The following is a 25,742-nucleotide window of genomic DNA, read 5'->3' on the forward strand; positions in this document are numbered from 1 at the left end:
CTACCCGGAACAACCCCATGCCCCCCACTTCAGCCTCCGTCGCTCCCGCTGCCGCGACACGTCGAACGCGCAAGCGCGCCCTTGTCGTGATCGCCGGCGACGACGTGTACGAAGACCTCTTCACCGCCAGTTGCGAACTGCAGGATCTGCTCGTCGCGCGCGGCCTGGTCGCACGCGTGCGGATCGGGATCGCAGCGCTCGAGGAGGCGTCGTGCGACGACCTCATCGTGCTGTACACGGCCGGCGTGGTGATCGACGGGGCTCCGCTGCGAGCGCTGCGAGCCGCCGTCGAGTCGGGGGCTGGACTCGTCTCTGTCCACTCGAGCGTGCTGCCGCAGAACGACTCGTTCGACCGTCTCGCGGGAGTCGTGTTCCGCTCGCACGGCCCGCTTCCGCACAGCGGTGACGTGCGGCTCCGTGTCGATCACGCGCATCCGCTCGCCCCGGCCGTCGCCGATGTGGACGGCGCCGTGGTCGGTCACGAGCACTACCGCACTGCGACGCTCCCCGGAGTGCGGGCTCTCGTGTGGCGGGATGCGCCGTACGGCCCCGAACCGCTCATGACGACGAACCGGGTGGGTCGTGGCAGTGCGTGCTGGGTGCAGTTCGGACACGACATGGCCGCCTGGGGAAACCCCGCCGTGCGAAAGCTCATCGACGCGGCCGTGAGCTGGGCGGCCGATCTGCCGCAGGCCAGAGAGAACGAGGACTGACCGAGACATGAGGGTGCTGCTCCGACGAGGGTTCTTCTATCTGGTCACCGCATGGGCGGCGATCAGCCTGAACTTCCTCCTTCCCCGCATCATGCCGGGCGATCCGGCCGACGCGCTGATCGAGAAGTTCCACGGCAAGCTGACGCCGGCGGCGGTGAAGGCGCTCCGGGTGCTGTTCGGCCAGAGCCACGCGAGCCTGTGGCAGCAGTACGTGGACTACTGGCACAACGTGTTCACGGGCAACTTCGGCATCTCGTATGCGTACTACCCGACGAGCGTGTCCGATGTGCTCGGCCAGAGCATCGGCTGGACGCTCGTGCTCATCTCGGTCTGCACGGTGCTCGGCTTCCTGATCGGCACGGGTCTCGGCATGATCGTCGGCTGGAAGCGCGGCAGCTGGCTCGACTCGCTCATTCCGATCACGACGCTGCTGTCGTCCATCCCGTACTTCTGGTTCGCCATCTGCGTCGTGCTGCTGTTCGCCATCGTGCTGCACTGGTTCCCGCTGTCCGGCGGCTACTCGGTGACGGAGACCATCGGCCTGAACTGGGGCTTCATCTCGTCGGCCACCTACTACGCCGTGCTCCCCGCACTCACCATCGTGGTCGCCTCGATCGGCGGATGGCTGATCGGCATGCGCAACATGATGGTCACCACGCTGAGCGAGGACTACGTCAAGCTCGCGGAGGCGAAGGGCCTGCCCAAGCGCCGCATCATGTTCACGTACGCGGCCCGCAACGCGATGCTGCCGTCGTTCTCCAGCTTCGCCATGTCGCTCGGCTTCGTCGTCGGCGGGTCGATCGTCACCGAGGTGGTGTTCAACTACCCGGGCATCGGAACCGTGCTGTTCAAGGCGGCGCAGGCCCAGGACTACCCGTTGATGCAAGGCATCTTCCTCGTCATCACCGTGACCGTGCTCGTGGCGAACATGCTCGCCGACCTCGCGTACGTGTTCCTCGACCCGCGAACCAGGGAGGGTTGACCGTGGCCATCTCCGCCGCCACCGCTCAAGAGGCAGAATCCACCGACACGACGGGCTCGTCCAGGTTCGGATGGCTGCGCGCCTTCCGTCGCCCCATGACGCTCACAGGCGTCGTCATCGTCGGCGTCTTCTGCGTGCTCGCCATCATCGGACCGTGGATCGCGCCGTACGACCCGTCCGGCGTGAGCAAGGCGACGCTCCAGCCGCCCAGCCCGGAGCACTGGCTCGGCACCACGCAGACCGGGCAGGACATCCTCTCGCAGATGCTCTACGGCACCCAGGTGTCGATGCTCGTCGGCGTGCTGGCCGCCGTCGTCGCCACCCTGCTGTCCGTCGTCGTGGGACTGGCCGCCGGATACCTGGGCGGCGTGTCGGACGAGATCCTTTCGCTGCTGGCCAACGTGTTCCTTGTGATCCCGGCGCTGCCGCTGACGGTGATCCTCGCCGCCTACCTGCCCAAGACGGGGTCGTTCGGCATCATCCTCGTCATCTCGATCACCGGATGGGCGTGGGGAGCGAGAGTGCTGCGGGCGCAGACGCTCTCGCTGCGCAAACGCGATTTCGTTGAGGCCGCGCGCGCGACGGGGGAGCGCACGACCAGCATCATCTTCCGCGACATCTTCCCGAATCAGGTCGCCGTCATCGCCGCGTCGTTCCTCGGAACCGTCACGGGCGCCATCCTCACCCAGGCCAGCCTGGCGTTCCTCGGCCTCACCAACGTCACGGAGTGGTCGTGGGGAACCATCCTGTACTGGGCGCAGGTGTCGAGCGCGCTGCTGACGAACTCGTGGTGGTGGTTCGTGCCCGCCGGCGCTGCCATCGCGCTTCTGGGAACCGGACTCTCGCTCGTCAACTTCGGCATCGACGAGTTCATCAACCCGCGCCTGCGTCAGGCGGGCATCGGCACGAAGAAGGCGCAGCGCGCACAGGCGAAGGCCGCGCGCGCCAAGGCGCCGCGGAGGAGGAGGAGCGAGGCGCGCTCCTCGCAGGGGCGCACGCGCACGAGCGACGTCATCCTGCAGATCAACGATCTCGAGGTGGACTACGTCGGCGAGGGATCGATCACCAAGGCCGTCAACGGCGTCTCGCTCACGTTGCGCCGCGGCGAGGTGCTGGGGATCGCGGGCGAGTCGGGATCAGGCAAGTCGACGCTGGCCCACGCGATCACCAGGCTGCACAAACCGCCCGCTCAGATCAGTGCAGGCGAACTGCTCTACCAGCGCGACGACGGCACCACCATCGACATCCTCGCCATGGACGAGGACGAGCTGCGGCGGTTCCGCTGGGAAGAGCTCGCGATCGTGTTCCAGTCCGCGATGCACGCGCTGAATCCCATCCTGAGGATCGGCACGCAGATCGACGACGCCATCAAGGCCCACCGGCCCGCCATGTCGGCAGGGGAGCGCGCGGCCAGAGTGCTCGAGCTGCTCGATCTCGTCGGCATCCAGACGGACCGGGTCGACGCCTACCCGCACGAGCTGTCGGGAGGCATGCGGCAGCGCGCCATGATCGCCGTCGGGCTCGCGCTCGACCCCGAGATCATCGTGATGGACGAGCCGACGACGGCGCTCGACGTGGTGATCCAGCGTCAGGTCGTGGAGAAGATCATCGAGCTCAAAGACCGACTTGGCTTCTCGGTCATCTTCATCACGCACGACCTGTCGCTGCTGATCGAGATGTCGGACACGATCGCCGTGATGTACGCCGGCCGTGTCGTCGAGCTGGCCGACGCGAAGGAGTTCTACCGCAACCCGCGGCATCCGTACAGCGGGGGGCTCCTCGGTTCGTTCCCCACGCTGTCCGGCCCGAAGCGGGAGCTCGAGGGCATCCCGGGCGCGCCACCCGACCTGCGTCGACTGCCCAGCGGATGCGCGTTCAATCCGCGCTGCCCGCTCGCGTTCGACCGATGCACGGCCGTCGTCCCTCCGCTCTTCGCGCTCGCCGGCGAGGCCGAATGGCAGCAGGCGCAGGCGGCGTGCCTGCTCTACGAAGGCGATGGATCCGCGCCGGACCGCGTGCCGTCGGACGAGGGAGCGCCACGAGAAGATCACCGGCTGGTCGAGGAGGCACGATGACCACGACCGAGACCGGCATGGTGCGCAACGAGACCGCGCCAGGCGTCGCGGTGCTCGAGGCACGCCACGTGACCAAGGAGTTCCCCGTTCGCGGCAACCCGTTCGGACGCGGCAAGGGTCGCGTCGTGCATGCCGTCGACGATGTGTCGCTCGTGCTGTACGCGGGCCGGATCACGGCGCTCGTCGGCGAGTCCGGATCGGGAAAGTCCACGTTCGCGAGACTTCTCGCCGCGCTGCATCCGCTCACCCGCGGCGAGATCCTGTTCAAGGGCGAGAAGGTCGACGCCAGGGGCGGGAGACGGTTCCGCGAGCACGTCAGCCGCGTTCAGCTGATCCTCCAGGACCCGTTCGGGTCGTTCAACCCGGTGGCGACGATCGCGCGCACCCTGATGCGCGCCGTGAGAATCCACCACAGGACAGCGTCGCCGGCGCGTCGCAAGGCCATCATCGACGACCTGCTCGCGCAGGTGAGCCTGCGTCCTGCCGCGCAGTTCACGCAGAAGTATCCGCATGAGCTCTCCGGCGGCCAGCTGCAGCGCATCTCGATCGCCAGGGCGCTCGCCGCCGACCCGGCGGTGTTCCTCGCGGACGAGCCGGTGTCGAGCCTCGACGTGTCGATCCGCCTCGGCGTGCTCAACCTGCTCCGCAAGTTGACCGAGGAGCGCGGCGTCGCCCTGCTCTACGTGACCCACGACATCGCATCCGCCAGGTACTTCGCCGAGGACACCGCCGTCATGTACGCGGGACAGCTGGTCGAGCACGGCAGCTCGGAGCAGGTCACGCAGAACGCCGCGCATCCCTACACGCAGCTCCTGATCTCGTCGGCACCCGACCCCTCGCGCGCCGACGAGAACCGGGTGCCCGACATCGGCCAACCGCCGAGCCTGATCAACCCGCCGAGCGGATGCCGGTTCCACCCACGTTGCCCCTTCGCGATGGAGCGCTGTGCCGAGGAGGCGCCGCCCAGATTCGCCGTCGACGACGGGCAGTGGGCGAGGTGCTGGCTCTATGCAGACGACGACGAAGCCGCGGCAGGCAGAGCGCAGAACGCTCGGCTGCACGGCACAGGGGCGATCCGCCGGGCGGGACGACCCGTGCCCGACGGAGAGCTCTGAACACATGCAACTGAACTCACGCAACTGAACTCATCAAGCATGACCTTCCGCAAGACACGACAAGGAGCACACAGATGCACAACGGCAGGATTCCGCGCTGGCGGAAACTGATCAGCGTCGCCGTCGCCGGTGCGATGATCACGGGTCTCGCCGCCTGTTCCAGCGGCAGTAACGCCTCTGGCGACGGCCTGATCCTCAACGTCGCAAGCCAGTCCGACTCGCTGACGCAGGCTTTCAACCCCTATCTTCCGAACACGGCAGAGGGCGCCACCTTCACGAGCCAGGGCTCCGGCGGATTCATCTACGAGCCGCTCGTACAGATCAACAACGTCAAGATCGGCGACGACATCCCCTGGCTGGCCAAGAGCTGGAAGTGGTCGAACGGCAACAAGACGCTGACGCTCGACCTGCAGCACGGCGTGAAGTGGACGGACGGCAAGCCGTTCAGCGCGGACGACGTCGTCTTCACCTACGACATGCTCAAGAAGTTCCCGGCGCTCAACGTCGGCGGCATCACGTTCGACACCATCAAGGCCGACGGCCCGAACACCGTGGTCATGACGTTCACGACGCCGTCGGAGATCAACTTCACGTCGATCGTGTCCGCTGCCATCGTCTCCAAGCACATCTGGGGCCAGGTCAAGGATCCGACGAAGTACGCGGACAAGAAGCCCGTCGGCACGGGCCCGTTCGAACTGAGCACGTTCTCGCCGCAGAGCTTCGTGCTGAAGGCCAACAAGGATTACTGGCAGGGTGCGCCGACGATCGGCGGACTGCGGTTCATTCCCTACAAGGACAACCAGGGGCAGACCAACGCGCTGGTGCAGGGTCAGGCCGACTGGGGCGGCACGTACATCGCCGACGCTGAGAAGACCTACACCTCCAAGAGCCCGAACAACCATTACTGGGCACCTGTCGTGGGCCAGGACGGACTCATCCCGAACCTCGAGAAGTGGCCGCTCAGCGACATCGCGGTGCGCAGGGCGATCAGCCTGGGTGTTGATCGCAAGCAGGTGGGCGCAGCCACTGATTCGCCGCCTGCCACGAACCAGACGGGTCTGCCGATGCCGGCATTCGCGCCCGAGGTCGCGCCGCAGTACAAGAACCTCGACTTCAAGTACGACAAGGCGGCGGCCGAGAAGCAGCTGACCGACGCCGGTTACACGAAGGGAAGCGACGGGTACTACCAGAAGGACGGCAAGCGAGTGGAGTTCTCGGTGAGCTTCCCCGCGTCGTACACCGACATCGCGGCCCGCGCGCAGGTGCTCGTCTCGCAGCTCAAGGACATCGGCATCAAGCTCGACATCGACACGACGAGCGTCAACGACATCAACAAGATCACCGGTACCGGCCAGTTCGAGTCGACGATCGGCTACCCGGTCGGTCCCGCCCCTCGGGCGTTCAACATCTATCAGGCCATGATGGATCCGAACCAGTACTACCCGATCGGCACCATGACGCCCACGTTCGAGAACATCGAGCGGTTCAACGATCCGACGGCGAAGAAGCTGTTCAACGAGTACCCGCTGGCGACGACGGATGCCGAGCGCAGCAAGATCCTCGCGCAGCTCGAGGGCATCTGGATCGACCAGCTGCCGATGATCGTGATGTTCTACTGGGGCAACTACGGCGACTGGAGCACGGCGAAGGTGACCGGCTTCCCGTCGCAGTCCAACCCCTACTTCGCGCCATACCCCAACCCGGTTGTCGCGATGCATCTCAAGCCCGTCTCGAAATGACGGATGCCGCGTGGGCGGGGCGACCCGCCCGCGCGGTCCACAGACTCCCTTGCCACCGACTGAGCGAATGAAGATGATCGAGAATCCACGCGCCCTCGTCGTCGTGAACGGCGACGACATCCACCACGACCTGCTCTCGGCGGCGGTGGTGATGCAGCAGCTGGGGCTTGAGGCGGGACTCGTCACCCGCAAGGGGATGGGGACGAACCGGTTCATCGATCCGCGCCCGGAGACGGCGGATGCCGACACCTACCTCTTCTATACGGCCGGCGGGACGTTCAGCACCTCGCAGCAGGAGGCTCTTGCTGCCGCCGTTGCCGCGGGGAAGGGACTCGTCGGCGTGCACGGCGCGAACATCCTCGGGTGGCAGGGCGACGGACTGGATCCCGCCGATCGTCCGCTGTTCGAGCTGCTCGGCAACCGTTATCTCTCGCACGGACCCGGGCATCACGAGGGAAGGCACACCATCGAGATCGTGGCCGACCATCCGGTGACGGCCGGCCTGAGCGACTTCGAGCTGTTCGACGAGTACTACGAGTTCGAGCTCGCGGCCGACGACGTGATGGTGCTCGCGCAGCGCCACCGAGCAGACGGCGAGGTGATCCCCGTCGCCTATGCCAAAGACCATGGTGCCGGGCGCGTGGTCTACATCGCGCTCGGTCACGACATGCGCGCGTGGGGCGAGCCGTCGTTCCGCGCACTGGTGCGCCAGGCTCTGCAGTGGACCGCGAAGGTCGACGCATGAGCGCCCCCATCGCCGTGATGGCGTACACGGTGCTCGCGCAGGCCCTGGACGACCTCGAGGGCACGTTCGCCAGGGTCGCCGAGCTGGGCTACCTCGGTGTGGAGACGTACGGCGTCGTCGAGCACTACGGTCCCGCGCGGGTACGCAGCGCGCTCGATTCCGCCGGTCTTCGACTGACCAGCGCGCACACGCCGTTCCCTGCGGGAACCGACGCCCGGCGCATCTTGGATGTCAACGCCGAGCTCGGAGCGTCCACGCTGGTGTGGAGCATGGAACGCGAGGAGTTCGACTCGGCCGACGACATCGCCAGGGGTGTGCAGCGGGTCAACGACGCGGCGGAGGCCGCGGCAGCGCTCGGCATGCGGATCGGCTACCACAACCACTTCGCCGAGTTCGCGAACCGGATCGACGGCCGAACGGCGTACGACGTGCTGCTCGACCTGCTCGACCCGAGGGTCGTGCTCGAGATCGACGCGTACTGGGCGCGGATGGGCGGGGCAGACGTGCCCAGGCTGCTGACGGAACGGGGATCGCGGGCGCGTCTCATCCACATCAAGGACGGGCCCGCCGTGAGCTATGAAGACGACGTCATGGTGCCGATCGGAGAGGGATCCGTCGACTGGACGGATGCGTTGAGTGCGCCATCCGGCCTGGAGTGGCACATCGTCGAGCTCGAACGGCTCCACGTCGACACGTTCGAGGCGCTGCGCCGCAGCTACGATCACCTGGTCGGCTCGGGGCTGTCGACCGGTGCTCGAGCGGTCGAGGGGTCGCGATGACGGCTCGACTGCTCTTCCTGGGCGGCGCCGGCATGATCGGCTCCGCCGTCGTGCACGCCGCCGTCGCTCGTGGCGACGAGGTCACGATCGTGACGAGGGGGGAGCCGAAGCGGTCTCTGCCCGAGCGGGTGCGGCACCTTCGCGCGGACGTGGGCGATGCCGGAGCGCTGCGTGCGGCCCTGGGCGGAGACGAGTTCGACTCCGTCGTGAACTGGGTGGCGTTCGAGCCGCGCGACCTCGCCGGCCACCGCGACCTGTTCATCGACACCGCCGGTCAGTATGTGCTGATCAGCACGTGCTCGGTCTACGCACGCCCGGTTCCGCAGCTTCCGATCACGGAATCCTCGCCGCGCAGACAGAACGACTTCGGATATCCGCGGGGCAAGATCGCCTGCGAGGACGAGATGGAGCGGGCATACCGTTCTGGCCTGCCGGTCACGATCGCGCGGCCGTTCCACACGTACGACGAGACGACCCTGCCCATCCTCACCGGCGCGACGGCGATCGAGCGGATGCGCGCTGGCCGGCCCGTCGTCGTGCACGGCGACGGCACGTCGCTGTGGACGCTGATGCACTCCTCTGACTTCGCCCGCGCGTTCCTGCCGCTGCTCGGCAATCAGCATGCCGTCGGTGAGAGCGTGAACGTGGTGAGCGGCGACATCCTCACCTGGGATCAGATCCACCTGGCGCTGGCCGCTGCGGCAGGCGTGCGGCGACCGCGATTCGTGCACCGATCGAGCGAGACCGTCGGTCGCCATGTTCCCGGCCTGGGCGACGTGCTGGAGCACGATTTCCGGCATTCCATGCTGTTCGACACGTCGAAGCTGAAGCGGCTGGCTCCGGGCTTCGCCCCGGCCATCTCGTTCTCCGAGGGCGCGCGACAGATTCTGCGCCACTACGACGCCTCCGGCCCGCACTCGGTGGATCCGGAGCTGGATGCCGCGTTCGAGGCGATGATCGCTGAGGCGTGAGTGGCCGCTTTCCGGTCAGGATGGCGCGCCGATTCGGCCGCGCATCGTTCCGGGGTCCCGGCGAGCGCTGGTCTAGGTGGTAAGAAATAGGCATGTCATCGGTAGACACGAGGTTCGCGCTGTGACGGATACGAGCGAGGCAGTGCCCGCGATCAGACCGGACTACCCGGAGCCGTTGTGGATCCAGGCGGTCAACCTCATCCTCGACGAGATCAACAGCGGCGTGCTCAAGCCGGGAATGCGGCTTCCCCCGGAGCGCGAGCTCTGTGCGCAGCTCAACATCTCGCGCGTCACGCTGCGGAAGGCGCTTGGCAAGCTGGTCGAGGACGGCATCCTCAGCGCCTCGCACGGCAGGGGCTGGTACGTCGCTCAGGCGCCGACGAACAAGGAGTGGCCGAACAGCCTGGAGTCGTTCAGCGAGACGGCGGCGCGCATGGGCCTCGTTCCGTCGTCGACGGTGCTGCGCGCCGAGTCGAAGCCGGCGAGCCTCGACGAGGCAGAGGAGCTCTCCATCGCGCCCGGTACGCCGCTGTTCCATCTCGAGCGCATCCGCCGGCTCAACGACGTGCCCATCGCGCTCGACGTCACTCGCCTGCCGCTGAGCGTCGCCCCTGACGTGGTGAACGCCGACTTCGCCGTCGACTCGCTCTACGAGAAGCTCGGCGCGGCGGGCGTCGAACCGCTGCGAGCCGACGCCACGATCGAAGCGAAGGGTGCTGACGCCTCGCTCGCCGCCGAGCTGGACGTCGAAGTGGGAGCGCCGGTTCTCGTGATGAGGCAGATGGTCGTCAACTCGCTGGAGCGCCCGATCTTCGTGTCGACCATCACCTACGCAGGCGACCGCTACCGGCTGCGCACCTACTTCGCGCGTTCTCCGCGCTGACGCCGCTGCCGGCACTGCCTTGCAGACCGCGGCTGTTGGCGATCGCCGCCGGCGATCGGTCTTGACGATCGCTGCTGACGACGGATGCCGCCGACGGGGATCGTGAGGTAGCCGCGGTTCAGACGGCGACGGCGTCGAGAAGTGCGGCCAGCGCGGCGTCGTCGTCCCAGGCGCGTGCCCAGTGACACTCCGGCGACCATGTTGCCAGGTCCGGGTCGGCGTCGCCGATGACGACTTCGGGATGCGCCAGGTATCGCGTGGGGTCGATGACGAACGGCGGGGACTTCGGATCCGGAGCAGCCCGCACGAGCAGTTGCGTGTAAGGGTGAATCGGGTTGACGATCACATCGTCGCTGAGCCCGCGCTCCACGACGCGTCCGGTGCGCATGACCACGATCTGCGTGGAGAAATGCCTCGCCGTCGCGAGGTCGTGCGTGATGTAGAGCACGGCGAGATTGCGGTCGCGCTTCAGGTCGTCGATGAGCTGGAGGATCTCCAGCCGGATCGACACATCGAGCATCGACACCGGCTCGTCGGCGATGAGCACCTCGGGCCGGGGCGCGAGAGCCCTCGCGATCGCGACGCGCTGGCGCTGCCCGCCGGAGAGCTCGTGCGGATATTTGTCGAGGAATCCAGACGCGAGGTTGACCGTCTCCATGAGGCGCACCAGTTCGCGCTGCTCCTCCGATCCTGTTCGCACGATGCCGTGGATGCGCAGCGGCCGCGCGAGCTGGTGCCGGATCGGCAGCGCCGGGTTGAGCGAGGAGAACGGATCCTGGAAGACCATCTGCACGCGAGAGCGGTAGTCCTTGCTGGCGTGCCTGCCCGGCCGCGGCTCTGCGCCGTCCAGCAGGATCGTTCCCGAGCTGGGCTCCGTCAGGCGGATCAGCATCTTGGCCATGGTCGACTTTCCGCTGCCGCTCTCGCCGACGAGCGCCACGGTCTCGCCCGGCTTCACGATGAGCGAGACGTTGTCGACCGCGAGCAGCCGCGACGTGCGAAGACCGGTGCCGCGCACGCGATATTCCTTGCTGAGGCCGACTGCTTCGAGTGTGGTCATGGCGTCGTGACTCCCTTCGAGGCGACGTATCGCGTTCCCGTCACCGGCGCGTCGCCGCGCAGGCTCGGGAACGACCGGAGCAGATGCTGGGTGTAGTCGTGCCGGGGATCGTTGAGCAGCCGGTCGGGCACACCCTCCTCCACGAGTCGTCCCTCGAGCATGACGCCGACCCGGTCGCTGATCTCCAGCAGAAGGCCGAGGTCGTGCGTGATGAACAGCACGGCGAACCCGAACTCGCGGCGCAGCCGGTTGATCTCCTCGATGATGCTGCGCTGTACCACCACGTCGAGCGCCGTGGTGGGCTCGTCCATCACGATCAGCCGAGGCCGCAGGGCGAGCGCCATCGCAATCATGACGCGTTGCCGCATGCCTCCGGAGAGCTCGTGCGGATAGCTGGTGAGCCGTCTCTCGTCGATGCCCACCGTGTGCAGCAGCTCAGCGGCGCGAGCCGTGCGCTGCCTCCTGTTCAGCTTGGTGCGGTGGTCGATGAAGATGTCGGCGATCTGAGACCGCACCGTGTGCACAGGGTTGAGCGCGTTCATGGCGCCCTGGAAGACCATCGAGATCTCGCTCCAGCGGAACGCTCTGAGCTCGGCGCCGTCAAGGTCGAGCACGTCGGTGCTGATTCCATCGGTGCCGCGCCACAGGATCGAACCTCCCGTGATGGCGGCAGGCGGCTGCAGCAGACGCGTGATCGCGTAGGCGAGCGTGGACTTGCCGCATCCGCTCTCTCCTGCCAGTCCGAAGATCTCGCCGGGCATGATGTGCAGCGAGACGGACCTGACCGCCTGGACCGGCGTCTCTGTCTGGTATTCGACGGTCAGGTCATGGATGCTCAGCAGCGGTTCCGTCATCGTGTCGCCTCCCGTGTCGCGTTGCGCTTCGCACGCTTCACCACGGCGAGAGTGCGAAGCCGCGGGTTGATGCGCTCATCGATGCTGAAGTTGATGAGCCCGAGCGCTGCGCCGAGCACGGCGATGCAGAGTCCGGGCGGCACGAACCACCACCACGCTCCCAGCGTGATGGCCTGCGCGTTCTGGGCGAAGAACAGGATGCTGCCCCACGACTTGCCCCCTGGGGCGCCGAGCCCCAGGAACGAGAGTCCCGCCTCGGCGAGAATGGCGCCGAGCGCACCGAACACGAACTGCGAGGCGATGATGGGCATGAGGTTCGGCAGGATCTCCCGAAGCATGATGCGCCACGTGGACTCGCTGGCCACTCGCGCCGCGTCGACGTAGTCGCGGGAGCGCACCGACAGAGTCTGTGCTCTGAGCACGCGAGCCGCCCCTGCCCAACTCACGATCGCGATGACGATCGCGATGACGACGATGCTTCGGGACTGCACGTAGTCCGTCACGATGATGAGCAGCGGAAGCCCGGGGATCACCAGGAACACGTTGCTGATGAGCGACGACGCCTCGTCCCATTTGCCGCCGAGGAACCCACCGCCCACGCCGAAGAGCATGGACAGGATGACGGTGATCGCGCCCGCGATGAAACCGATCGCGACGGAGCCGGTCGTTCCTGCGACCACCTGGGTCAGCACATCCTGGCCGATGTTGGTGGTGCCGAACCAATGCGCCGGCGACGGCGGTTCGAGTCCGATCGGGCTGGTCTGGTTGGGGTTCGGCGCCACGAACGGCCCGATGGCGGCGATGACGACGAAGAACGCGCAGATGGCCAGGCCGGTCCACAGCTTCCAGGAGGCGTTGCGAAGGACCGCCCAGCGCGGTCGCCTGCCGGTGTCCGCGGTCTCGGCCTCGACGAGGTCGGGGACGACGAGGTCTTGCTCGGAAAAGGTCATGGGATCTCCTAGCCGGCGATGCGGGTGCGCGGATCGATCACGCCGTAGATGACGTCGGCGACGAAGTTCGCGCCGAGGACAGCGAGGGTGATGATGAGGAACAGCGCCTGCATGAGCGGATAGTCGTCGTTCTCTACGGCCTGGATGAGCGTGTATCCCACGCCCGGGTAGGAGAAGACGCTCTCAGTGACGACCGATCCGTTGACGATGAATCCGAGCGAGATCGCGAATCCGGTGATGCTGGGCAGCAGCGCGTTGCGCATCGCATACGAGCCGAACACGCGTCCAGGGCGCAGGCCCTTCGCGCGAGCGGTGACGACATAGTCCTCTGCCATCGTCGACACCATCATGTTGCGGGCGGCGAGCACCTGCGAGGTCACGGACGCCAGCACGATCGTGAACGCCGGCAGCAGGCCGTAGTAGACCACTGAACCGATGAAGTCGAGGTTGAAGCCGGGCATGATCGTGTTGTCGTAGCCTCCGGTCACCGGGAACCACTGCAGGTTCACTCCGAAGATGTAGACCAGGATCAAGGCGAGCCAGAAGTACGGGATCGCGGACAGGAACGTGGAGATCGGAACGAACGAGTCGAGCCAGGTGCCGCGGCGCCAGCCGATGTACGACCCGAAGAGCAATCCGATCACGTAGCTGATGACCGTCGCCAGGCCGACGAGGCCCAGCGTCCACGGCAGGGCCTGACCGATCACGTCGACGACGGGTGTCGGGTAGTACGTGACGGAGAGGCCGAAGTTGCCCGTGAAGATCTCCTGCAGGTAGTGCCAGTACTGCACGACGATGGAGTCGTGCGTCTGCCCGAACTGCAGTTCGAGGGCGTGTCGCGCCTCGGGAGGCAACGGGGCGAGCCGCTGCGTCTTCGCGATGATGACCTGAACCGGGTTCCCCTTCACCATGCGGGGAAGGAAGAAGTTGAGAGTGATCGCGATCCATCCGGCCAGCAGATAGAAGACGATCTTTCTCAGGTAATAGCGCATCTCGTGGTCCTCGGTGGGGACGGAGGGTGCCGGCGGGACGCGCGCTCCAAGGGCGGCCCGCCGGGGCATCCGTCAGGAACGGGGCTTCAGCTTCTTGGCCACCCAGCCGACGTTCTGAGCGATCCAGTTCGAGGGGTTCGCCCACAGGTCGTCGGTCGTCGGCCAGCCGGTGAAGTGCTGATCGCGATACGTGGTGACCGCGCCGTTCTGCGACAGCAGGATGTACGGCTGGTTCTGCGCGAAGTACGTGCCGAGCTGCTGGTACGCCGACGCGACGGTGGCCTGATCGTCGGTGGACGCAGCTGTGTTCAGCAGCTTCTGCACCGTCGGGTCGGAGAACCGCGCGTAGTCCGCTGACGCCGTCTTGCCGATCGGAGCGCTGAGGTCGGAGTTCAGCGCCGTGTTGAACTGCTGGAACGGCGTCGGACCGGTCGCGATGCGGTCGTCAAGCACGTCGAAGTCACCGGTCGCCTGAGCGGTCGAGTACGCCCCCAGCGACATCTGCTTGGACGTCGCCTTGATGCCCAGCTTCGCAAAGTCCTCGACGAGCAGTTGGTTGGCGGTGATGGTGTCGGTGTATCCCGTGACGGTGGCGATGTCGAAGGTGATCGGCTTGCCGTCCTTGCCCAGCAGCTCGCCCGAGGAGTCCGTCTGGTAGCCGGCGTCCGCGAGAAGCTTCTTCGCCTCTGTCACGTCCTCGGTCATCGTCTTGCCCTTGTACTGCGGCGCCGTGTACTGGGCGTCGCGCGGCTGCAGCAGGCTCGTCGGGTTGGCCGGAGTGTCTGTGCCGCCGAAGGCCTGCTTGATGATCGCGTCGCGGTCGATCGCCAGGCTGATCGCCTTGCGGAACTCCACGTCGTTGAAGGGCGCCTTCGTGAGGTTCATGATGAGCACCTTCACGTCGGCCGGGATCACTGTGTCCTTGTTGTACTTCGGGTCCTTGTCGAGGAACGACTTCTTCACGTCTTCGAGCGCGATGCCCGCCCAGTCCACCTGACCCGCGTTGAGAGCGTTCAGGCCGCCGGTGTTGCCGTTCTCGGCGACGAACCGCAGGCCGGGCACCGAGGGCTCGCCCTTGACGTAGTAGTCCGGATTCTTCACGACGGTGAACGACTGGCTGGAGTACGTGCCGAACTTGAACGCTCCGGTGCCGACGGGTTTCGTGTTGAGGTACTTCGCCGGGTCTTTGACCGACTTCCAGAGGTGCTCAGGCACGATGAACGTCTCGCCGAGCAACGGGAACTCGTTGGTGTAGTCCGGCTGGGTGAGCGAGATCCTCACGTGCGTGGCATCCGTCGCCTTCGCTCCCGCGAGCTTCAGACCGTACGTGTTCAGGGCCGGCGTCGACTTGATGAGGTTGTAGGTGTACGCGACGTCGGACGCGCTGAACGGCTTGCCGTCCTGCCAGGTGACACCGCTGCGGAGCGTCACGTCGTAGGTCGTGCCGTCTGGCGACACCGCGAAGCTCTTGGCCAGCCACGGCTGCGGCGGCTCGTTCTTCGCGGTGTTGTAGTAGAACAGCGGCTCGTAGACCGATCCGAGGATCGCCCCTGTGGGGCTCCAGTACACGCTCGACGAGAACGGGTTGAAGTTCTGCGGGATGGCCCCCGGGTTGCCGGTGTAGATGTTCACGTAGCGACCGGACGAACCCGACGCACTGGATGACGAGCATCCGGCCAGCGCGAGCGCGGCGATCGCCACGCCGGCGACGGCGGTCGCCAGCCGGCGACCTCTCTTGCCCAAACGCACTTGCTTCTCCTCACTGCCGATCTCGGATCGGTCGTCGCGATTTCGTATGGCTCTCGTGCGGGCGGCCGACGCACGGCAGCTCGAGCGAGTTCGAGTGACGGCGCAACGGCGCAGACCGCGTTGGAGGTCAGCATAGGTTTGGGTAGCTAGAGGTAGCAAGAGGTATTTGTATTTGTGCGTATGACAAGTCAAGCTGTAGACCAACAGCGGACCACATCGCTATCGTGACGACTACCGTCACCTGAGGAGGTTTGCGTGATTCGAATCGGACTGCTGGGCTCGGGCTTCATCGCCGACACGTATGCGGACGCCCTGCGCGACGTGCGGAACGCCGAGCTGGTGGCGAACTTCTCGCGCGACCTCGACCGGGCACGCGAGTTCGGTCGCCGATGGTCCATCGCCGACCAGTACGACGACATCGAGCGGCTCTGCGCCCGCGACGACGTCGACCTCGTCGTCATCGCGCTGCCCAACGAGGCGCACGTGGAGGCCGTCGGCATCGCGGCGCGGGCGGGCAAGGGGGTCGTCTGCACCAAGCCTCTCGCGCGCACGGGGGATGAAGCGGCCGAGATCGTGCGGATCGTGCGGGAGCACGGAGTGTGGCACGGTTATGCCGAGAGCTCGGTGTTCTCACCGAACATCGCGAAGGCGCATGAGATGGTCGCCGCCGGAGCCATCGGCGAGGTGCTGACCATGCGGGCGAGGGAGGCGCACTCCGGCCCGCATGCCGCCCACTTCTGGGACGCCGAGACGGCAGGCGGCGGAGCGCTGCTCGACATGGGATGCCACACCGTCGAATCCGCGCGGCACTTCTTCGGCAAGGAGAACCCCGTCACCGAGGTATTCGCGTGGGGCGCCACCATGGTGCACGGCGACAAGACCTCGGGAGAGGACACGGCCGTCGCACTGCTCAAGTTCGCCGGCGGCCAGCTGGCGACCATCGAATCGTCCTGGATCGAGAAGGGCGGCATGGCGCTCAGGCACGAGTTCGTCGGCACCGCAGGGCGAATCGTGACGGACACCTCCAACACGCCGGTGTGGGGCTTCATCGAGAACCCGGGCGGCTACCTGGTGGAGAAGGCGGATGCCGAGACCGGCTGGGTCTACCCCGTGCCCGAGGAGGCCCGCGCCTACGGCTTCAGCCAGGAGATGCGTCACTTCGTCGACTGCTTCGCCGAGGGCAGGCCGCCGTCGGAGACCTTCGACGACGGGCTGGTCGTCAACCGCATCATCGACGCCTGCTACGCCTCCATGCGGTCCGGCGTCTGGGTGAAGCTGGGGGCGGAGTCGTGACGGAACAGGCGGCGCAGGGCTTCAGGATCGACTACCCGGATCCGCTCTGGATGCAGGCGGTCGAGTCGCTGCGCGAACAGGTGGTGTCAGGAGCGCTTCGCGCGGGCATGAGGCTTCCGCCGGAGCGCGAGCTCTGCCAGCGGCTCGGGATCAGCAGGGTGACACTGCGCAAGGCGCTCGCGCATCTGGTGGAGGAAGGTCTTGTGCGCTCCTCGCACGGGCGCGGCTGGTACATCGCAGGCGAGGACCGCAACGAGTGGCCGAACAGCCTCGAGTCGTTCAGCGAGACGGCGGAGCGCATGGGCCTGATGCCGAGCTCGCTCGTGCTGGTCTCGACATCCGCTCCGGCCAGCATCGACGAAGCGGAGACGCTCGCCATCGCTCCGGGCACCGTCGTGTTCCGGCTCGACCGGGTACGCATGCTGAACGAGGTGCCGATCGCGATCGACTCGTCGTTGATCCCGCTCTCGCTCATCCCGTCGGCCGACTCCGTCGACTTCCGCACCGAGTCCCTGTACGAGACGCTTGCCTCGGCGGGCCTCGATCTCGCCAACGCCGAGACGACCATCGAGGCCAGGCCGGCGACGGAGGATGTCGCGAAGCACCTCGGCGTCAGCGTCGGAGAGCCGACGCTGGTCATGCACCAGCTCGTGCGGTCACGGGCCGAGCGGCCCATCCTCGCCTCGACCATCCGATATGCAGGCGACCGCTATCGGCTCCGCACCTACTTCGCCCGCGGCGGAGCGCACGGTGCGTTCGGTGCCGAATAGGAGCCCATCGGGCGCCGACGGGGGTCGATCGCCCACGCTGCCGGATCCGCTTGCGCCGGCTGGCACAGAGTGGATAACCTTTGGTATGTAGTGGTCCGGTGGCGGGATGCCGCCCCACTCCAGACGAATGCAGGAGACATCCGTGAACACCGCTTCCTCCCTCTCGACGGGCGTCGCCGCCGCGCTCGCCTCCCTCCGTGGCTCGGAGATCGAGGCCAGCGTGGCGCTTCTGCGCCGCGAGGGCCTCATGACGCCGAAGACACACGTGGCCTACTTCGGGCTGCTCGAACAGGACAAGCGCACCCTCCTCACCGAAGGCCCGCAGCCGCGACGGTTCAGGGCGATGCTCGTCGACATGTCGAGCGGGGTGCAGCACGATGCGGTCGTGTGTCCTGAAGAGGATCGCGTCGTCTCTGCCAGGGTGCTCGATGTCGTCGCCGACGGCCAGGTGCCCGTGGTGCTCGATGAGTTCGCACTGGTCGAAGAGGTCGTGCACCGAGATGAGCGGTGGCTCGCCGCGATGCGCAAGCGCGGGCTCACCGACATCGCGACGTTGCGCGTGAACCCGTTGTCCGCGGGAGTCGGAGGAGAAGGCGAGCACAGCCGGCGCATCCAGCGCTGCTTCACGTTCGTGCAGAAGACACCGGATGACCTGGGCTGGGCGCATCCCGTCGACGGCGTGACCGTAATGGTCGATGTGGTGACCCGAGAGGTGCTCGACGTGATCGACTACGCGGACCTTCCCGTGCCGCAGGAGGACGGCAACTTCCACCTCAGGGAGTGGGTGGACCAGCCGGAGAGGGAAGGTCTCAAGCCCATCGAGATCAGTCAGCCGGAGGGCCCGAGCTTCGCGATCGACGACGACGGCGTCATCGACTGGGCGGGATGGCGACTCCAGGTGAGCTTCGACCAGCGCGAAGGCCTCGTGCTGCACAACGTGTCGATCGCCGACGGAGGCGTGCAGCGCCCCGTGCTCTACCGGGCCTCGATCGCGGAGATGGTGGTGCCGTACGGCGATCCCGCGCCGCAGCGCTGGTTCCAGAACTTCTTCGACTGCGGCGAGTACCTCCTCGGCGGGTTCGCCAACTCGCTCGAGCTCGGGTGCGATTGCGTGGGCGAGATCACCTACCTGGATGCCACGCTCGCCGACAACGCAGGCGGAGTGCGCGTCATCCCGCAGGCGATCTGCATCCACGAGGAGGATGCCGGAATCCTGTGGAAGCACTTCGACAACTGGAACGGATCGAGCGACTCGCGTCGCAACCGCCGGCTGGTCGTGTCGTTCTTCGTCACCGTCGGAAACTACGACTACGGCTTCTACTGGTACTTCTCGCTGGACGGCAACATCGAGTTCGAGGTGAAGGCCACCGGAGTCGTGTTCACGTCCGGATACCCGGGAGCCGGATATCCGTTCGCATCGGAGCTCGCCCCCGGCCTGGGAGCTCCGTACCACCAGCACCTCTTCAGCGCTCGACTGGACACGATGATCGACGGCGCCGAGAACGCGGTCGATGAGCTCGAGGCCGTCTTCGTGCCCCGCGGGCCCGATAACCCGACCGGCACGGGCTTCACGCAGTCCGTGACGAGGCTTCGCACCGAGAAGCACGCGCAGCGGCTGGCGGACAACGCGAAGAACCGGGCCTGGCTGGTCACGAACCCCTCCGTGCGCAACCGGCTCGGCGGTGCGGTCGGGTACGTGCTGCAGCCCGAAGGCAGACCGGTGCTGCTCGCGGATGCCGAGTCCGACATCCACAAGCGGGCAACGTTCACGACGAGACATCTCTGGGTCACGCCGTACGAGCCGGACGAGCTGTACCCGGCGGGCGACTTCGTGAACATGCATCCAGGAGGAGCCGGCCTTCCGGCCTGGACCGAGGCTGACCGGAACGTGGACGACACGGACATCGTGATCTGGCACACGTTCGGACTGACCCACTTTCCCCGTATCGAGGACTGGCCGGTGATGCCCGTCGACACCGCGGGCTTCGCTCTGCGGCCGCACGGGTTCTTCGGGCGCAATCCCGCTCTCGACATTCCGGAGAGCGACCACTGCTCACCTGGAGCCTCGCACCACCACCATGAGGGAGGACACTCGTGAGCGCGCTCGGCGTACAGCTCTACAGCGTGAGGGAGCGGCTCGGCGGCGAACTGCCCGCGACTCTGGCGCGCCTCGCGGAGCTGGGCTTCAGCCACGTCGAGCCGTACGACATCCTGACCGACACCGCCGGACTGAAGTCGGCCGCATCGGCGGCCGGGCTGCGGATCGCATCGGTGCACGCCAAGATCACCGAGCTCGACACGCAGTGGGTGCTCGACGCGGCAGCAGAGCTCGGTGCTCGGACGGTGATCGTGCCGTGGGTCGCTCCCGCCACGTTCACCGACGCCGATGGCATCGCGATGCTCGCCGACGCCATGGCCGACGCAGCAGACCAGGCGGCGGCTCGTGGCATGCACGTTGGGTACCACAACCACGACTTCGAGTTCGCCACCCTGGTGGGAGGCCGGCCCGCCTATGACCTCCTGGTGGAGCGCCTGGACCCGCGCGTCGTGCTGGAGCTCGACACGTTCTGGGCCAGTGTCGGCGGCGCTGACGTGTTCGAACTCCTGCGTCGACTGGGAGAGCGGGTCCGGCTGCTGCATGTGAAGAGCGAGCCGTACGACGGCAGGCATCCGATCGCCGGAGTCGACGTGTCGCAGCGCCTCGGTGAGGTGCTCGAGCTGGCGCGACCGAGCCTCGAGCTCCCCGTCGTCGAGGTCGTGGTGGAGGGCGACGTCTTTCCCGTGCTCGCCAGGAACGCGGAATACTTCGCAGGGCTGGTGGCGGCATGAGGTCGATCCCACCCGTCGGTGTCGGTGTGATCGGCGCAGGCAACATCTCCGACGAGTACCTGAGGACGCTCACCGCCGCACCGGATGTCGAGGTGCTCGGCATCGCGGACATCGACGTGGTGCGAGCGGCCGAGCAGGCGGCGCGTTACGGCATCCCGTTCAGTGGCGGCGTCGAACAGCTGCTCGTCCTTCCGGGCGTGGAGCTGGTCGTCAACCTCACGATCCCTGCCGCTCACGCCGACGTCACGCTGCAGGCCATCAGGGCAGGCAAGCACGTGTGGGCGGAGAAGCCCATGGCGCTCGATCGCTCCGCCGCACGTCGCGTGCTGGCCGAAGCGGATGCCGCCGGCCTGCTGGTGGGCAACGCGCCGGACACCATTCTGGGCGAGGGCATCCAGACGTCCGCAGCGCTGCTCGCATCCGGCAGGATCGGTGCGCCGCAGACCGTGCTCACCCTCATGCAAGGTCCGGGACCCGATGCGTGGCACCCCCGCCCGCAGTTCCTCTTCGCGCGCGGCGCCGGGCCTCTCTTCGACATCGGACCGTATTACGTCACGACGCTCGTGCAGCTTCTCGGTCCGATCGAGTCCGTCTTCGCGCTCGGGCATCGGGCGCGGCATCACCGTGTCGTGGCATCGGGACCGGATGCCGGCATCCGCTTTCCGGTCAAGGTCGACACGCACCTGAGCGTGCTCACCCGGTTCGCCAGCGGAGTCGTCGGAACGTCGGTGTACTCGTTCGACTCGGCTCAACGCCGCCAGCTGTTCGAGATCACGGGAAGCTCCGGCGTGCTCCGGGTACCGGTGAGCGGCTTCGACGGCGACACCGAGGTGCTCGACGGCGACGACAGGTCGACCGCGTGGGCGAGCGTCCCTCCCGAGGGGGCACGCAGGCAACGCGGCGCCGGAGTCGTGGATCTGGCGAGAGCGATCCGCTCGGAGGGCGAGCCGCGCGCGAGCGGCCGCCTGGCGTATCACGTGCTCGACGTGATGCTGGCGATCGAGGAGTCGACAGTTGCCGGCTCGCCCGTCTCCATCGAGAGCACGACGACCGCCGTTGCGCAGGTGCCACCCGAGTGGGACCCGAACGCGCGCACCGCAGGCAGCAGGGATGAGCAGATGGAGGCTCGAGGATGACCAACGGGTACGTGCCGTTCGCACAGGCTCGACGAGAGCAGAGCGCGCTGCTGGAGCTGGCCGTGCCGCGCGTCGTCGAGCAGGTGCGCACGCTCGCCGCCGCGGGTCGGCTCGCAGGGCCGGGGCCGGTCTTCGTCGGCATCGGGGCCAGCTTCGCCGCCGCGGGCGCTCCGGTCTGGGCGCTTCGCTCGCGCGGCATCCACTCCTGGCGGCTGGGGGCCGGAGATCTGCCGGTTCCCTATCCGCACAGCGACCACCCCATCGTCGGCGTCTCGCAGAGCGGGCGGAGCGCAGAGACGCTCGCTGTGCTGGAATCCATCCCGGCCGAGCAGCGCATCGTCGTCGTCAACACCGACCCGTCCCCGATGGCTGCGCTCGGCGCGCCGACGGTGTCCCTCGGCAACCTCGACGACAGCTACGCCTCGACCATCGGATACACGGCGACCGTCGCAGCACTGGGCATCCTGGCCGACGCCTGGAACGACGGGCCGATCGATCCGGGGTGGATGCGCCTCGGTGAGACCTTCGCCGCGGTCGACGAGGTGGCGCGCGCCAGGGCGGAAGCACTGGCCCCGCTGTTCGAGTACGCCACATCGGCGGACTTCGTCGGTGCGGGTCCAGCGGCGGGATCCGCCGAGGCCGGAGCGCTGCTCTTCCGTGAGGTGGCGCGCATCCCCGCCACCGGAATGAGTACCCGCCAGTACCTTCACGGTTCTATGGAATCGGCAGGAAACGGGGTGCACATCGTGCTCGGCGACGGCAGGGAACTCGACATGGCACACACGCTCTCGGACGCGGGTCACCAGGTGATCCTGCTGTCTGCCGAGTCCGTGAAGGAGACGGCGACGCTGCATCCGATCGCCGTTCCTCGGAGCCCCGCCGCCCAGCGAGCGGTGCTCGAGGCGGCGGTGCTGCAGTCTCTGGTGCAGTCGGTGACGGCGATACGCGGGCTGGACATCGAGGAGTTCGTCTTCCACAACGCGGACACGAAGGTGCCGACGGGGGAGGAAGCATGACTGACGTTCTGGTCGGGGTCGACGCCGGTGGATCGAAGTGCGCCGTGCGCGTCGAGACCGTCGACGGGCACCGGATCGCCGACGTCGTGTACGAGGCCGAGGACTGGGCGGCTGAACCTGCCGCTTCCGCGGCGGCGTGGCTGCGCGACCGGGTGGACCGCGCGACGGGCGGCGATCACGTCACCGCCATCGGAGTCGGAGCCCAGGGATGCGACAGCGCGGCGCTCGCGGCCGAGCTCAGTCGTGAGCTCAGCGCGCTCGGATCCCCCGCGCTGGTGGTCAACGACGCGGCACTCCTCGTGCCGGGTGCGGGGCTCGATTCCGGCATCGGCGTCATCGCCGGCACCGGATCCATCGCGGTCGGCACGACCGCTGCCGGGGAACCGGTGCACGCCGGAGGCTGGGGATGGGTGATCGGCGACGAGGGCGGTGGCGCCGCCCTGGTGCGCGAGGCGGCGAAGGCCGCGCTGGCGGCTCACGATAGAGGGGAGCCGGACGACGGCTTGCTCGCCACCCTGCTGGCGGAGTTCGCCGTCGCCGACGCGGAACGACTGGCGCGCGCCGTGAACGACGACCCCACGATCCCGAACTGGGCGCCGAAGGCCCCGAGCGTTTTCCGTGCCGCGGACGGCGGCTCGGCGCTCGCCGTCGCCGTGATCGAGGACGCGGCGGATGCTCTCGCCGACATCGTCGATCGGGTGAAGGCGAAAGGCGCGCTCGGCGAGACGGTCGTCGCGGCGGGCAGCGTCATCGCATCCCAGCCGCGTCTGCTCGAAGGGCTGCGGGAACGGGTGGCGCTGCGGCATCCGGGACACCGCGTCGTGCTGCTCGACGACGAGCCCGTCGCCGGCGGCGTGGCTCTCGCCAGACGGATCGCGGGCTGAGCGGCACGCCACGTTCGGCGATGGCCGGCTCGTGATGGCCGGCTCGTTGCCTCGGTTGCTACTCACAGCACCGACAGACGGCGGACACGAGACAGCGGAACGAGATCCGCGACGAGACAGGTCCGCAATACGACAGATCAGTCAGAACAAGACAGATCAGGCAGAACAAGAAGGAGAAACCAATGACGGACACACTCTCCGCGGCCCTCGACACCGGGTATCGCGCGCCGGCCGCCGTCTACATCGACGGCGCCTTCGACGCAGCCGACGAGTCCCTCACCGTGCTGGAGAAAGCGACGGGTGCGCCACTTGGCCAGGCCGGCCTCGGGTCGCTCGCCGACCTCGATCGTGCTGCCGCCGCTGCACGACGAGCGCAGGCGGACTGGGCCGAGCAGCCGTACAACGTGCGGGCCGAGCTCGTGCGCACGGTAGCGGAGCGGCTCGCGGCCCGCGCCGACGAGTTCGCCGACCTCATCGTGCGTGAGACGGGATCCATCAGGGGCAAGGCCGACTACGAGGTCGGGGGTGCCATCGACGAGCTGATCGCGGCGGCAGGACTGGCCGCACGCCCTCGCGGGGAGCTGATCGTCTCGCATGACCCAGGGCGCACCAGCGTCGTCGAGCGAATCCCGGTCGGCGTCGTCGCCGTGATCACCCCGTGGAACTTCCCGCTCATCCTGGCCATGCGCGTGATCGCGCCGGCGATCGCGCTGGGCAATGCCGTCATCCTGAAGGCGTCGCCCGAGACGCCCATCTCGGGAGGACTGGCCATCGCGTCGCTGTTCGCGGAGGCGGGAGCGCCCGCCGGACTGTTCCAGGCCGTCTGCGGCGATCTCGCCTTCAGTGAGGCGCTGACGACGCATCCGCTCGTCGATATGGTGCACTTCACCGGATCGACGGCCGTCGGGTCGATGATCGCGGGTGCCGCGGGAACGCTACTCAAGAAGGTGTCGCTCGAGCTCGGCGGGAACAACGCACTCGTCGTGCTGGACGACGCGGATGTCGATCGAGCCGCGATGATCGGGGCGTGGTCGTCGTTCCACTACCAGGGGCAGACCTGCATCTCCGCCGGGCGGCACATCGTGCACGAGAGCCTCGTCGAGGCGTACGTGGAGAACCTCGCGGCGCGAGCCGCACGCATCACGGTCGGCGACCCGACGGATCCTTCGACCGGCATCGGGCCGATGATCAATGAACGACAGGCCCGCCGGGGAGAGCTGCTGCTGCGCGAGGCGGTCGAGCAAGGGGCGACGGTCGTGGAGGGCGGTGCGCGAGAGGGGCTGTTCTTCCGCCCGACGGTGGTCACCGGCCTCGCCCGCGACATGCGGTTGTGGACCGACGAGGTCTTCGCACCGATCGTGCCCGTGATGTCGTTCGCCACCGACGAGGAGGCGCTCGAGCTCGTCAACGACACCCCGTACGGCCTCGTCAACGCGGTGCTCACCGCCGACGAGTCCCGTGGCGAGCGCTTCGCCAGGCGGGTGCGCAGCGGCATGGTGCACGTCAACGACGCGACACCGACGGACGAGGCATCGGCGCCGTTCGGCGGGCTGGGTGCGTCGGGCCTCGGGGGTCGGGCGGGCGGCGAAGCCAACCTCGAAGAGTTCACCGAGCGCAAGTGGATCAGCACCCAGCACGGCACGCCGCAGTACCCGTACTGAGGTCTGCGGGGCGCGGCGTCCTTCACGCGAGGAGTCGTCGGTGAGCGGCGGGTCGGAGACGCGGTCGGCATCGGGGGCGGCACGTGCGGCACCTCGCCTTGCGCTCCACCTCACCGAGGGATGCGTGCACGCCGCCATGCTCATCGCGCTCGTGCCCATGCTGGTCGGCGACGAGCCCGCTGCGATCGCTGCCGGACTGGTGCTGGTGGCGGCCGCGATGGCGCTCGCGCCGTTCTGCCGCGGCTCGGATCGGATCCTGGTGCACACGATCGACCTGCTCGCCATGGGCATCGCCGGCGTCGCCTGCTGCATCGCCTCGTCGTCAGGTGGCGGGGCGATGACGATGGCAGGCGGCGCCATGGCGATGGGACCGGCCGGCCCGGGCGGAGTGCTGCTGGGCGCGCTGGTCGCCGCCGTATGGGCCGTTGCGCGCGTGGCGCTCGCCGTCCGTCGCGGGCCGCATCGCTGGCAGGTGCTCACGGGCGTGGTGACCGCGGCGTGCTTCGTCGTGATGCTCGTGGTGTGACACCGTGGCTCGCCCGGCCG

The 25,742-nt window shown here is 67.6% G+C and carries 23 protein-coding genes; 18 read left to right on the plus strand and 5 right to left on the minus strand.

Going from position 1 to position 25,742, the window contains the following annotated elements:
* Positions 1-17: 17 nt before the first annotated feature.
* The 9 genes from VHB92_RS03540 to VHB92_RS03580 all read left to right on the plus strand — a co-directional run bounded on the left by VHB92_RS03540 (position 18) and on the right by VHB92_RS03580 (position 10,002).
* The gene (locus VHB92_RS03540; protein WP_325451443.1) at positions 18-713 is read left to right on the plus strand and encodes a ThuA domain-containing protein; all 696 of its coding nucleotides are present in this window, start codon (positions 18-20) and stop codon (positions 711-713) included.
* A 7-nt stretch (positions 714-720) separates the two neighbouring features.
* Positions 721-1,695, plus strand: a complete 975-nt coding sequence (locus VHB92_RS03545) for an ABC transporter permease (RefSeq protein ID WP_325451445.1) — start codon at positions 721-723, stop codon at positions 1,693-1,695.
* 2 nt (positions 1,696-1,697) lie between these two features.
* Entirely contained in the window at positions 1,698-3,770 is a 2,073-nt protein-coding gene (locus VHB92_RS03550) for a dipeptide/oligopeptide/nickel ABC transporter permease/ATP-binding protein (protein ID WP_325451447.1), read from the plus strand.
* Positions 3,767-4,885 (plus strand): ABC transporter ATP-binding protein, encoded by a 1,119-nt coding sequence (locus tag VHB92_RS03555; RefSeq protein WP_325451449.1) that lies wholly within the window; start codon positions 3,767-3,769, stop codon positions 4,883-4,885. Before VHB92_RS03550 ends, VHB92_RS03555 begins: the two co-directional genes overlap by 4 nt.
* Before the next feature lie 74 nt (positions 4,886-4,959).
* Positions 4,960-6,624, plus strand: a complete 1,665-nt coding sequence (locus VHB92_RS03560; protein ID WP_325451451.1) for an ABC transporter substrate-binding protein — start codon at positions 4,960-4,962, stop codon at positions 6,622-6,624.
* A gap of 73 nt (positions 6,625-6,697) precedes the next feature.
* Positions 6,698-7,369 carry a ThuA domain-containing protein gene (locus VHB92_RS03565; RefSeq protein ID WP_325451453.1) on the plus strand — a complete coding sequence of 224 codons (672 nt, stop codon included), beginning with the start codon at positions 6,698-6,700 and terminating at the stop codon, positions 7,367-7,369.
* Positions 7,366-8,148: a sugar phosphate isomerase/epimerase gene (locus VHB92_RS03570; RefSeq protein WP_325451455.1), complete on the plus strand. Its 783-nt coding sequence runs from the start codon at positions 7,366-7,368 to the stop codon at positions 8,146-8,148. Before VHB92_RS03565 ends, VHB92_RS03570 begins: the two co-directional genes overlap by 4 nt.
* A complete protein-coding gene (locus tag VHB92_RS03575) occupies positions 8,145-9,119 on the plus strand; it encodes an NAD-dependent epimerase/dehydratase family protein (protein WP_325451457.1) in 975 nt (324 codons plus the stop codon). Before VHB92_RS03570 ends, VHB92_RS03575 begins: the two co-directional genes overlap by 4 nt.
* Positions 9,120-9,240: 121 nt before the next feature.
* A complete protein-coding gene (locus VHB92_RS03580) occupies positions 9,241-10,002 on the plus strand; it encodes a GntR family transcriptional regulator (RefSeq protein WP_325451459.1) in 762 nt (253 codons plus the stop codon).
* Between the two features lie 118 nt (positions 10,003-10,120).
* On the opposite strand, the gene VHB92_RS03585 is transcribed toward VHB92_RS03580, so the two are convergent.
* From VHB92_RS03585 to VHB92_RS03605, 5 genes are all read right to left on the minus strand, one after another.
* Complete coding sequence (locus VHB92_RS03585; protein WP_325451461.1) at positions 10,121-11,062, minus strand: ABC transporter ATP-binding protein; 942 nt, start codon at positions 11,060-11,062, stop codon at positions 10,121-10,123.
* Complete coding sequence (locus VHB92_RS03590) at positions 11,059-11,916, minus strand: ABC transporter ATP-binding protein (RefSeq protein ID WP_325451463.1); 858 nt, start codon at positions 11,914-11,916, stop codon at positions 11,059-11,061. The genes VHB92_RS03585 and VHB92_RS03590 overlap by 4 nt, the downstream gene beginning before the upstream one ends.
* Positions 11,913-12,866: an ABC transporter permease gene (locus VHB92_RS03595; protein ID WP_325451466.1), complete on the minus strand. Its 954-nt coding sequence runs from the start codon at positions 12,864-12,866 to the stop codon at positions 11,913-11,915. Before VHB92_RS03595 ends, VHB92_RS03590 begins: the two co-directional genes overlap by 4 nt.
* A gap of 8 nt (positions 12,867-12,874) precedes the next feature.
* Positions 12,875-13,858, minus strand: a complete 984-nt coding sequence (locus tag VHB92_RS03600; protein WP_325451468.1) for an ABC transporter permease — start codon at positions 13,856-13,858, stop codon at positions 12,875-12,877.
* 72 nt (positions 13,859-13,930) lie between these two features.
* On the minus strand, positions 13,931-15,607 hold the full coding sequence (locus VHB92_RS03605; RefSeq protein ID WP_325451470.1) for an ABC transporter substrate-binding protein: 1,677 nt from the start codon (positions 15,605-15,607) through the stop codon (positions 13,931-13,933).
* A 255-nt stretch (positions 15,608-15,862) separates the two neighbouring features.
* Between VHB92_RS03605 and VHB92_RS03610 the strand changes: the two genes are divergently transcribed.
* From VHB92_RS03610 to VHB92_RS03650, 9 genes are all read left to right on the plus strand, one after another.
* On the plus strand, positions 15,863-16,900 hold the full coding sequence (locus VHB92_RS03610) for a Gfo/Idh/MocA family oxidoreductase (protein WP_325451472.1): 1,038 nt from the start codon (positions 15,863-15,865) through the stop codon (positions 16,898-16,900).
* Positions 16,897-17,670: a GntR family transcriptional regulator gene (locus tag VHB92_RS03615; protein WP_325451474.1), complete on the plus strand. Its 774-nt coding sequence runs from the start codon at positions 16,897-16,899 to the stop codon at positions 17,668-17,670. Before VHB92_RS03610 ends, VHB92_RS03615 begins: the two co-directional genes overlap by 4 nt.
* 142 nt (positions 17,671-17,812) lie before the next feature.
* Complete coding sequence (locus VHB92_RS03620) at positions 17,813-19,768, plus strand: primary-amine oxidase (protein WP_325451476.1); 1,956 nt, start codon at positions 17,813-17,815, stop codon at positions 19,766-19,768.
* Complete coding sequence (locus VHB92_RS03625; RefSeq protein WP_325451478.1) at positions 19,765-20,499, plus strand: sugar phosphate isomerase/epimerase family protein; 735 nt, start codon at positions 19,765-19,767, stop codon at positions 20,497-20,499. Before VHB92_RS03620 ends, VHB92_RS03625 begins: the two co-directional genes overlap by 4 nt.
* Positions 20,496-21,635 carry a Gfo/Idh/MocA family oxidoreductase gene (locus VHB92_RS03630; protein ID WP_325451480.1) on the plus strand — a complete coding sequence of 380 codons (1,140 nt, stop codon included), beginning with the start codon at positions 20,496-20,498 and terminating at the stop codon, positions 21,633-21,635. The genes VHB92_RS03625 and VHB92_RS03630 overlap by 4 nt, the downstream gene beginning before the upstream one ends.
* Entirely contained in the window at positions 21,632-22,651 is a 1,020-nt protein-coding gene (locus tag VHB92_RS03635; protein ID WP_325451482.1) for an SIS domain-containing protein, read from the plus strand. Before VHB92_RS03630 ends, VHB92_RS03635 begins: the two co-directional genes overlap by 4 nt.
* The gene (locus tag VHB92_RS03640) at positions 22,648-23,535 is read left to right on the plus strand and encodes a BadF/BadG/BcrA/BcrD ATPase family protein (protein ID WP_325451484.1); all 888 of its coding nucleotides are present in this window, start codon (positions 22,648-22,650) and stop codon (positions 23,533-23,535) included. Before VHB92_RS03635 ends, VHB92_RS03640 begins: the two co-directional genes overlap by 4 nt.
* A gap of 182 nt (positions 23,536-23,717) precedes the next feature.
* Positions 23,718-25,196 carry an aldehyde dehydrogenase family protein gene (locus tag VHB92_RS03645; RefSeq protein WP_325451486.1) on the plus strand — a complete coding sequence of 493 codons (1,479 nt, stop codon included), beginning with the start codon at positions 23,718-23,720 and terminating at the stop codon, positions 25,194-25,196.
* A gap of 40 nt (positions 25,197-25,236) precedes the next feature.
* Positions 25,237-25,722, plus strand: coding sequence for a hypothetical protein (locus tag VHB92_RS03650; RefSeq protein ID WP_325451488.1), 486 nt, complete (start codon positions 25,237-25,239; stop codon positions 25,720-25,722).
* Positions 25,723-25,742: the final 20 nt, after the last annotated feature.

This window comes from Humibacter sp. (assembly GCF_035547335.1).
Classification (GTDB): Bacteria; Actinomycetota; Actinomycetes; order Actinomycetales; family Microbacteriaceae; genus Humibacter.

What these genes read in the sequence shown, in the direction of transcription:
- VHB92_RS03540 (WP_325451443.1), top strand. Translation starts at nt 18, where the DNA reads ATGCCCCCCACTTCAGCCTCCGTCGCTCCCGCTGCCGCGACACGTCGA.
- VHB92_RS03545 (WP_325451445.1), top strand. Translation starts at nt 721, where the DNA reads ATGAGGGTGCTGCTCCGACGAGGGTTCTTCTATCTGGTCACCGCATGG.
- VHB92_RS03555 (WP_325451449.1), top strand. Translation starts at nt 3,767, where the DNA reads ATGACCACGACCGAGACCGGCATGGTGCGCAACGAGACCGCGCCAGGC.
- VHB92_RS03560 (WP_325451451.1), top strand. Translation starts at nt 4,960, where the DNA reads ATGCACAACGGCAGGATTCCGCGCTGGCGGAAACTGATCAGCGTCGCC.
- VHB92_RS03565 (WP_325451453.1), top strand. Translation starts at nt 6,698, where the DNA reads ATGATCGAGAATCCACGCGCCCTCGTCGTCGTGAACGGCGACGACATC.
- VHB92_RS03570 (WP_325451455.1), top strand. Translation starts at nt 7,366, where the DNA reads ATGAGCGCCCCCATCGCCGTGATGGCGTACACGGTGCTCGCGCAGGCC.
- VHB92_RS03575 (WP_325451457.1), top strand. Translation starts at nt 8,145, where the DNA reads ATGACGGCTCGACTGCTCTTCCTGGGCGGCGCCGGCATGATCGGCTCC.
- VHB92_RS03585 (WP_325451461.1), bottom strand. Translation starts at nt 11,062, where the DNA reads ATGACCACACTCGAAGCAGTCGGCCTCAGCAAGGAATATCGCGTGCGC.
- VHB92_RS03590 (WP_325451463.1), bottom strand. Translation starts at nt 11,916, where the DNA reads ATGACGGAACCGCTGCTGAGCATCCATGACCTGACCGTCGAATACCAG.
- VHB92_RS03595 (WP_325451466.1), bottom strand. Translation starts at nt 12,866, where the DNA reads ATGACCTTTTCCGAGCAAGACCTCGTCGTCCCCGACCTCGTCGAGGCC.
- VHB92_RS03600 (WP_325451468.1), bottom strand. Translation starts at nt 13,858, where the DNA reads ATGCGCTATTACCTGAGAAAGATCGTCTTCTATCTGCTGGCCGGATGG.
- VHB92_RS03630 (WP_325451480.1), top strand. Translation starts at nt 20,496, where the DNA reads ATGAGGTCGATCCCACCCGTCGGTGTCGGTGTGATCGGCGCAGGCAAC.
- VHB92_RS03635 (WP_325451482.1), top strand. Translation starts at nt 21,632, where the DNA reads ATGACCAACGGGTACGTGCCGTTCGCACAGGCTCGACGAGAGCAGAGC.
- VHB92_RS03640 (WP_325451484.1), top strand. Translation starts at nt 22,648, where the DNA reads ATGACTGACGTTCTGGTCGGGGTCGACGCCGGTGGATCGAAGTGCGCC.
- VHB92_RS03645 (WP_325451486.1), top strand. Translation starts at nt 23,718, where the DNA reads ATGACGGACACACTCTCCGCGGCCCTCGACACCGGGTATCGCGCGCCG.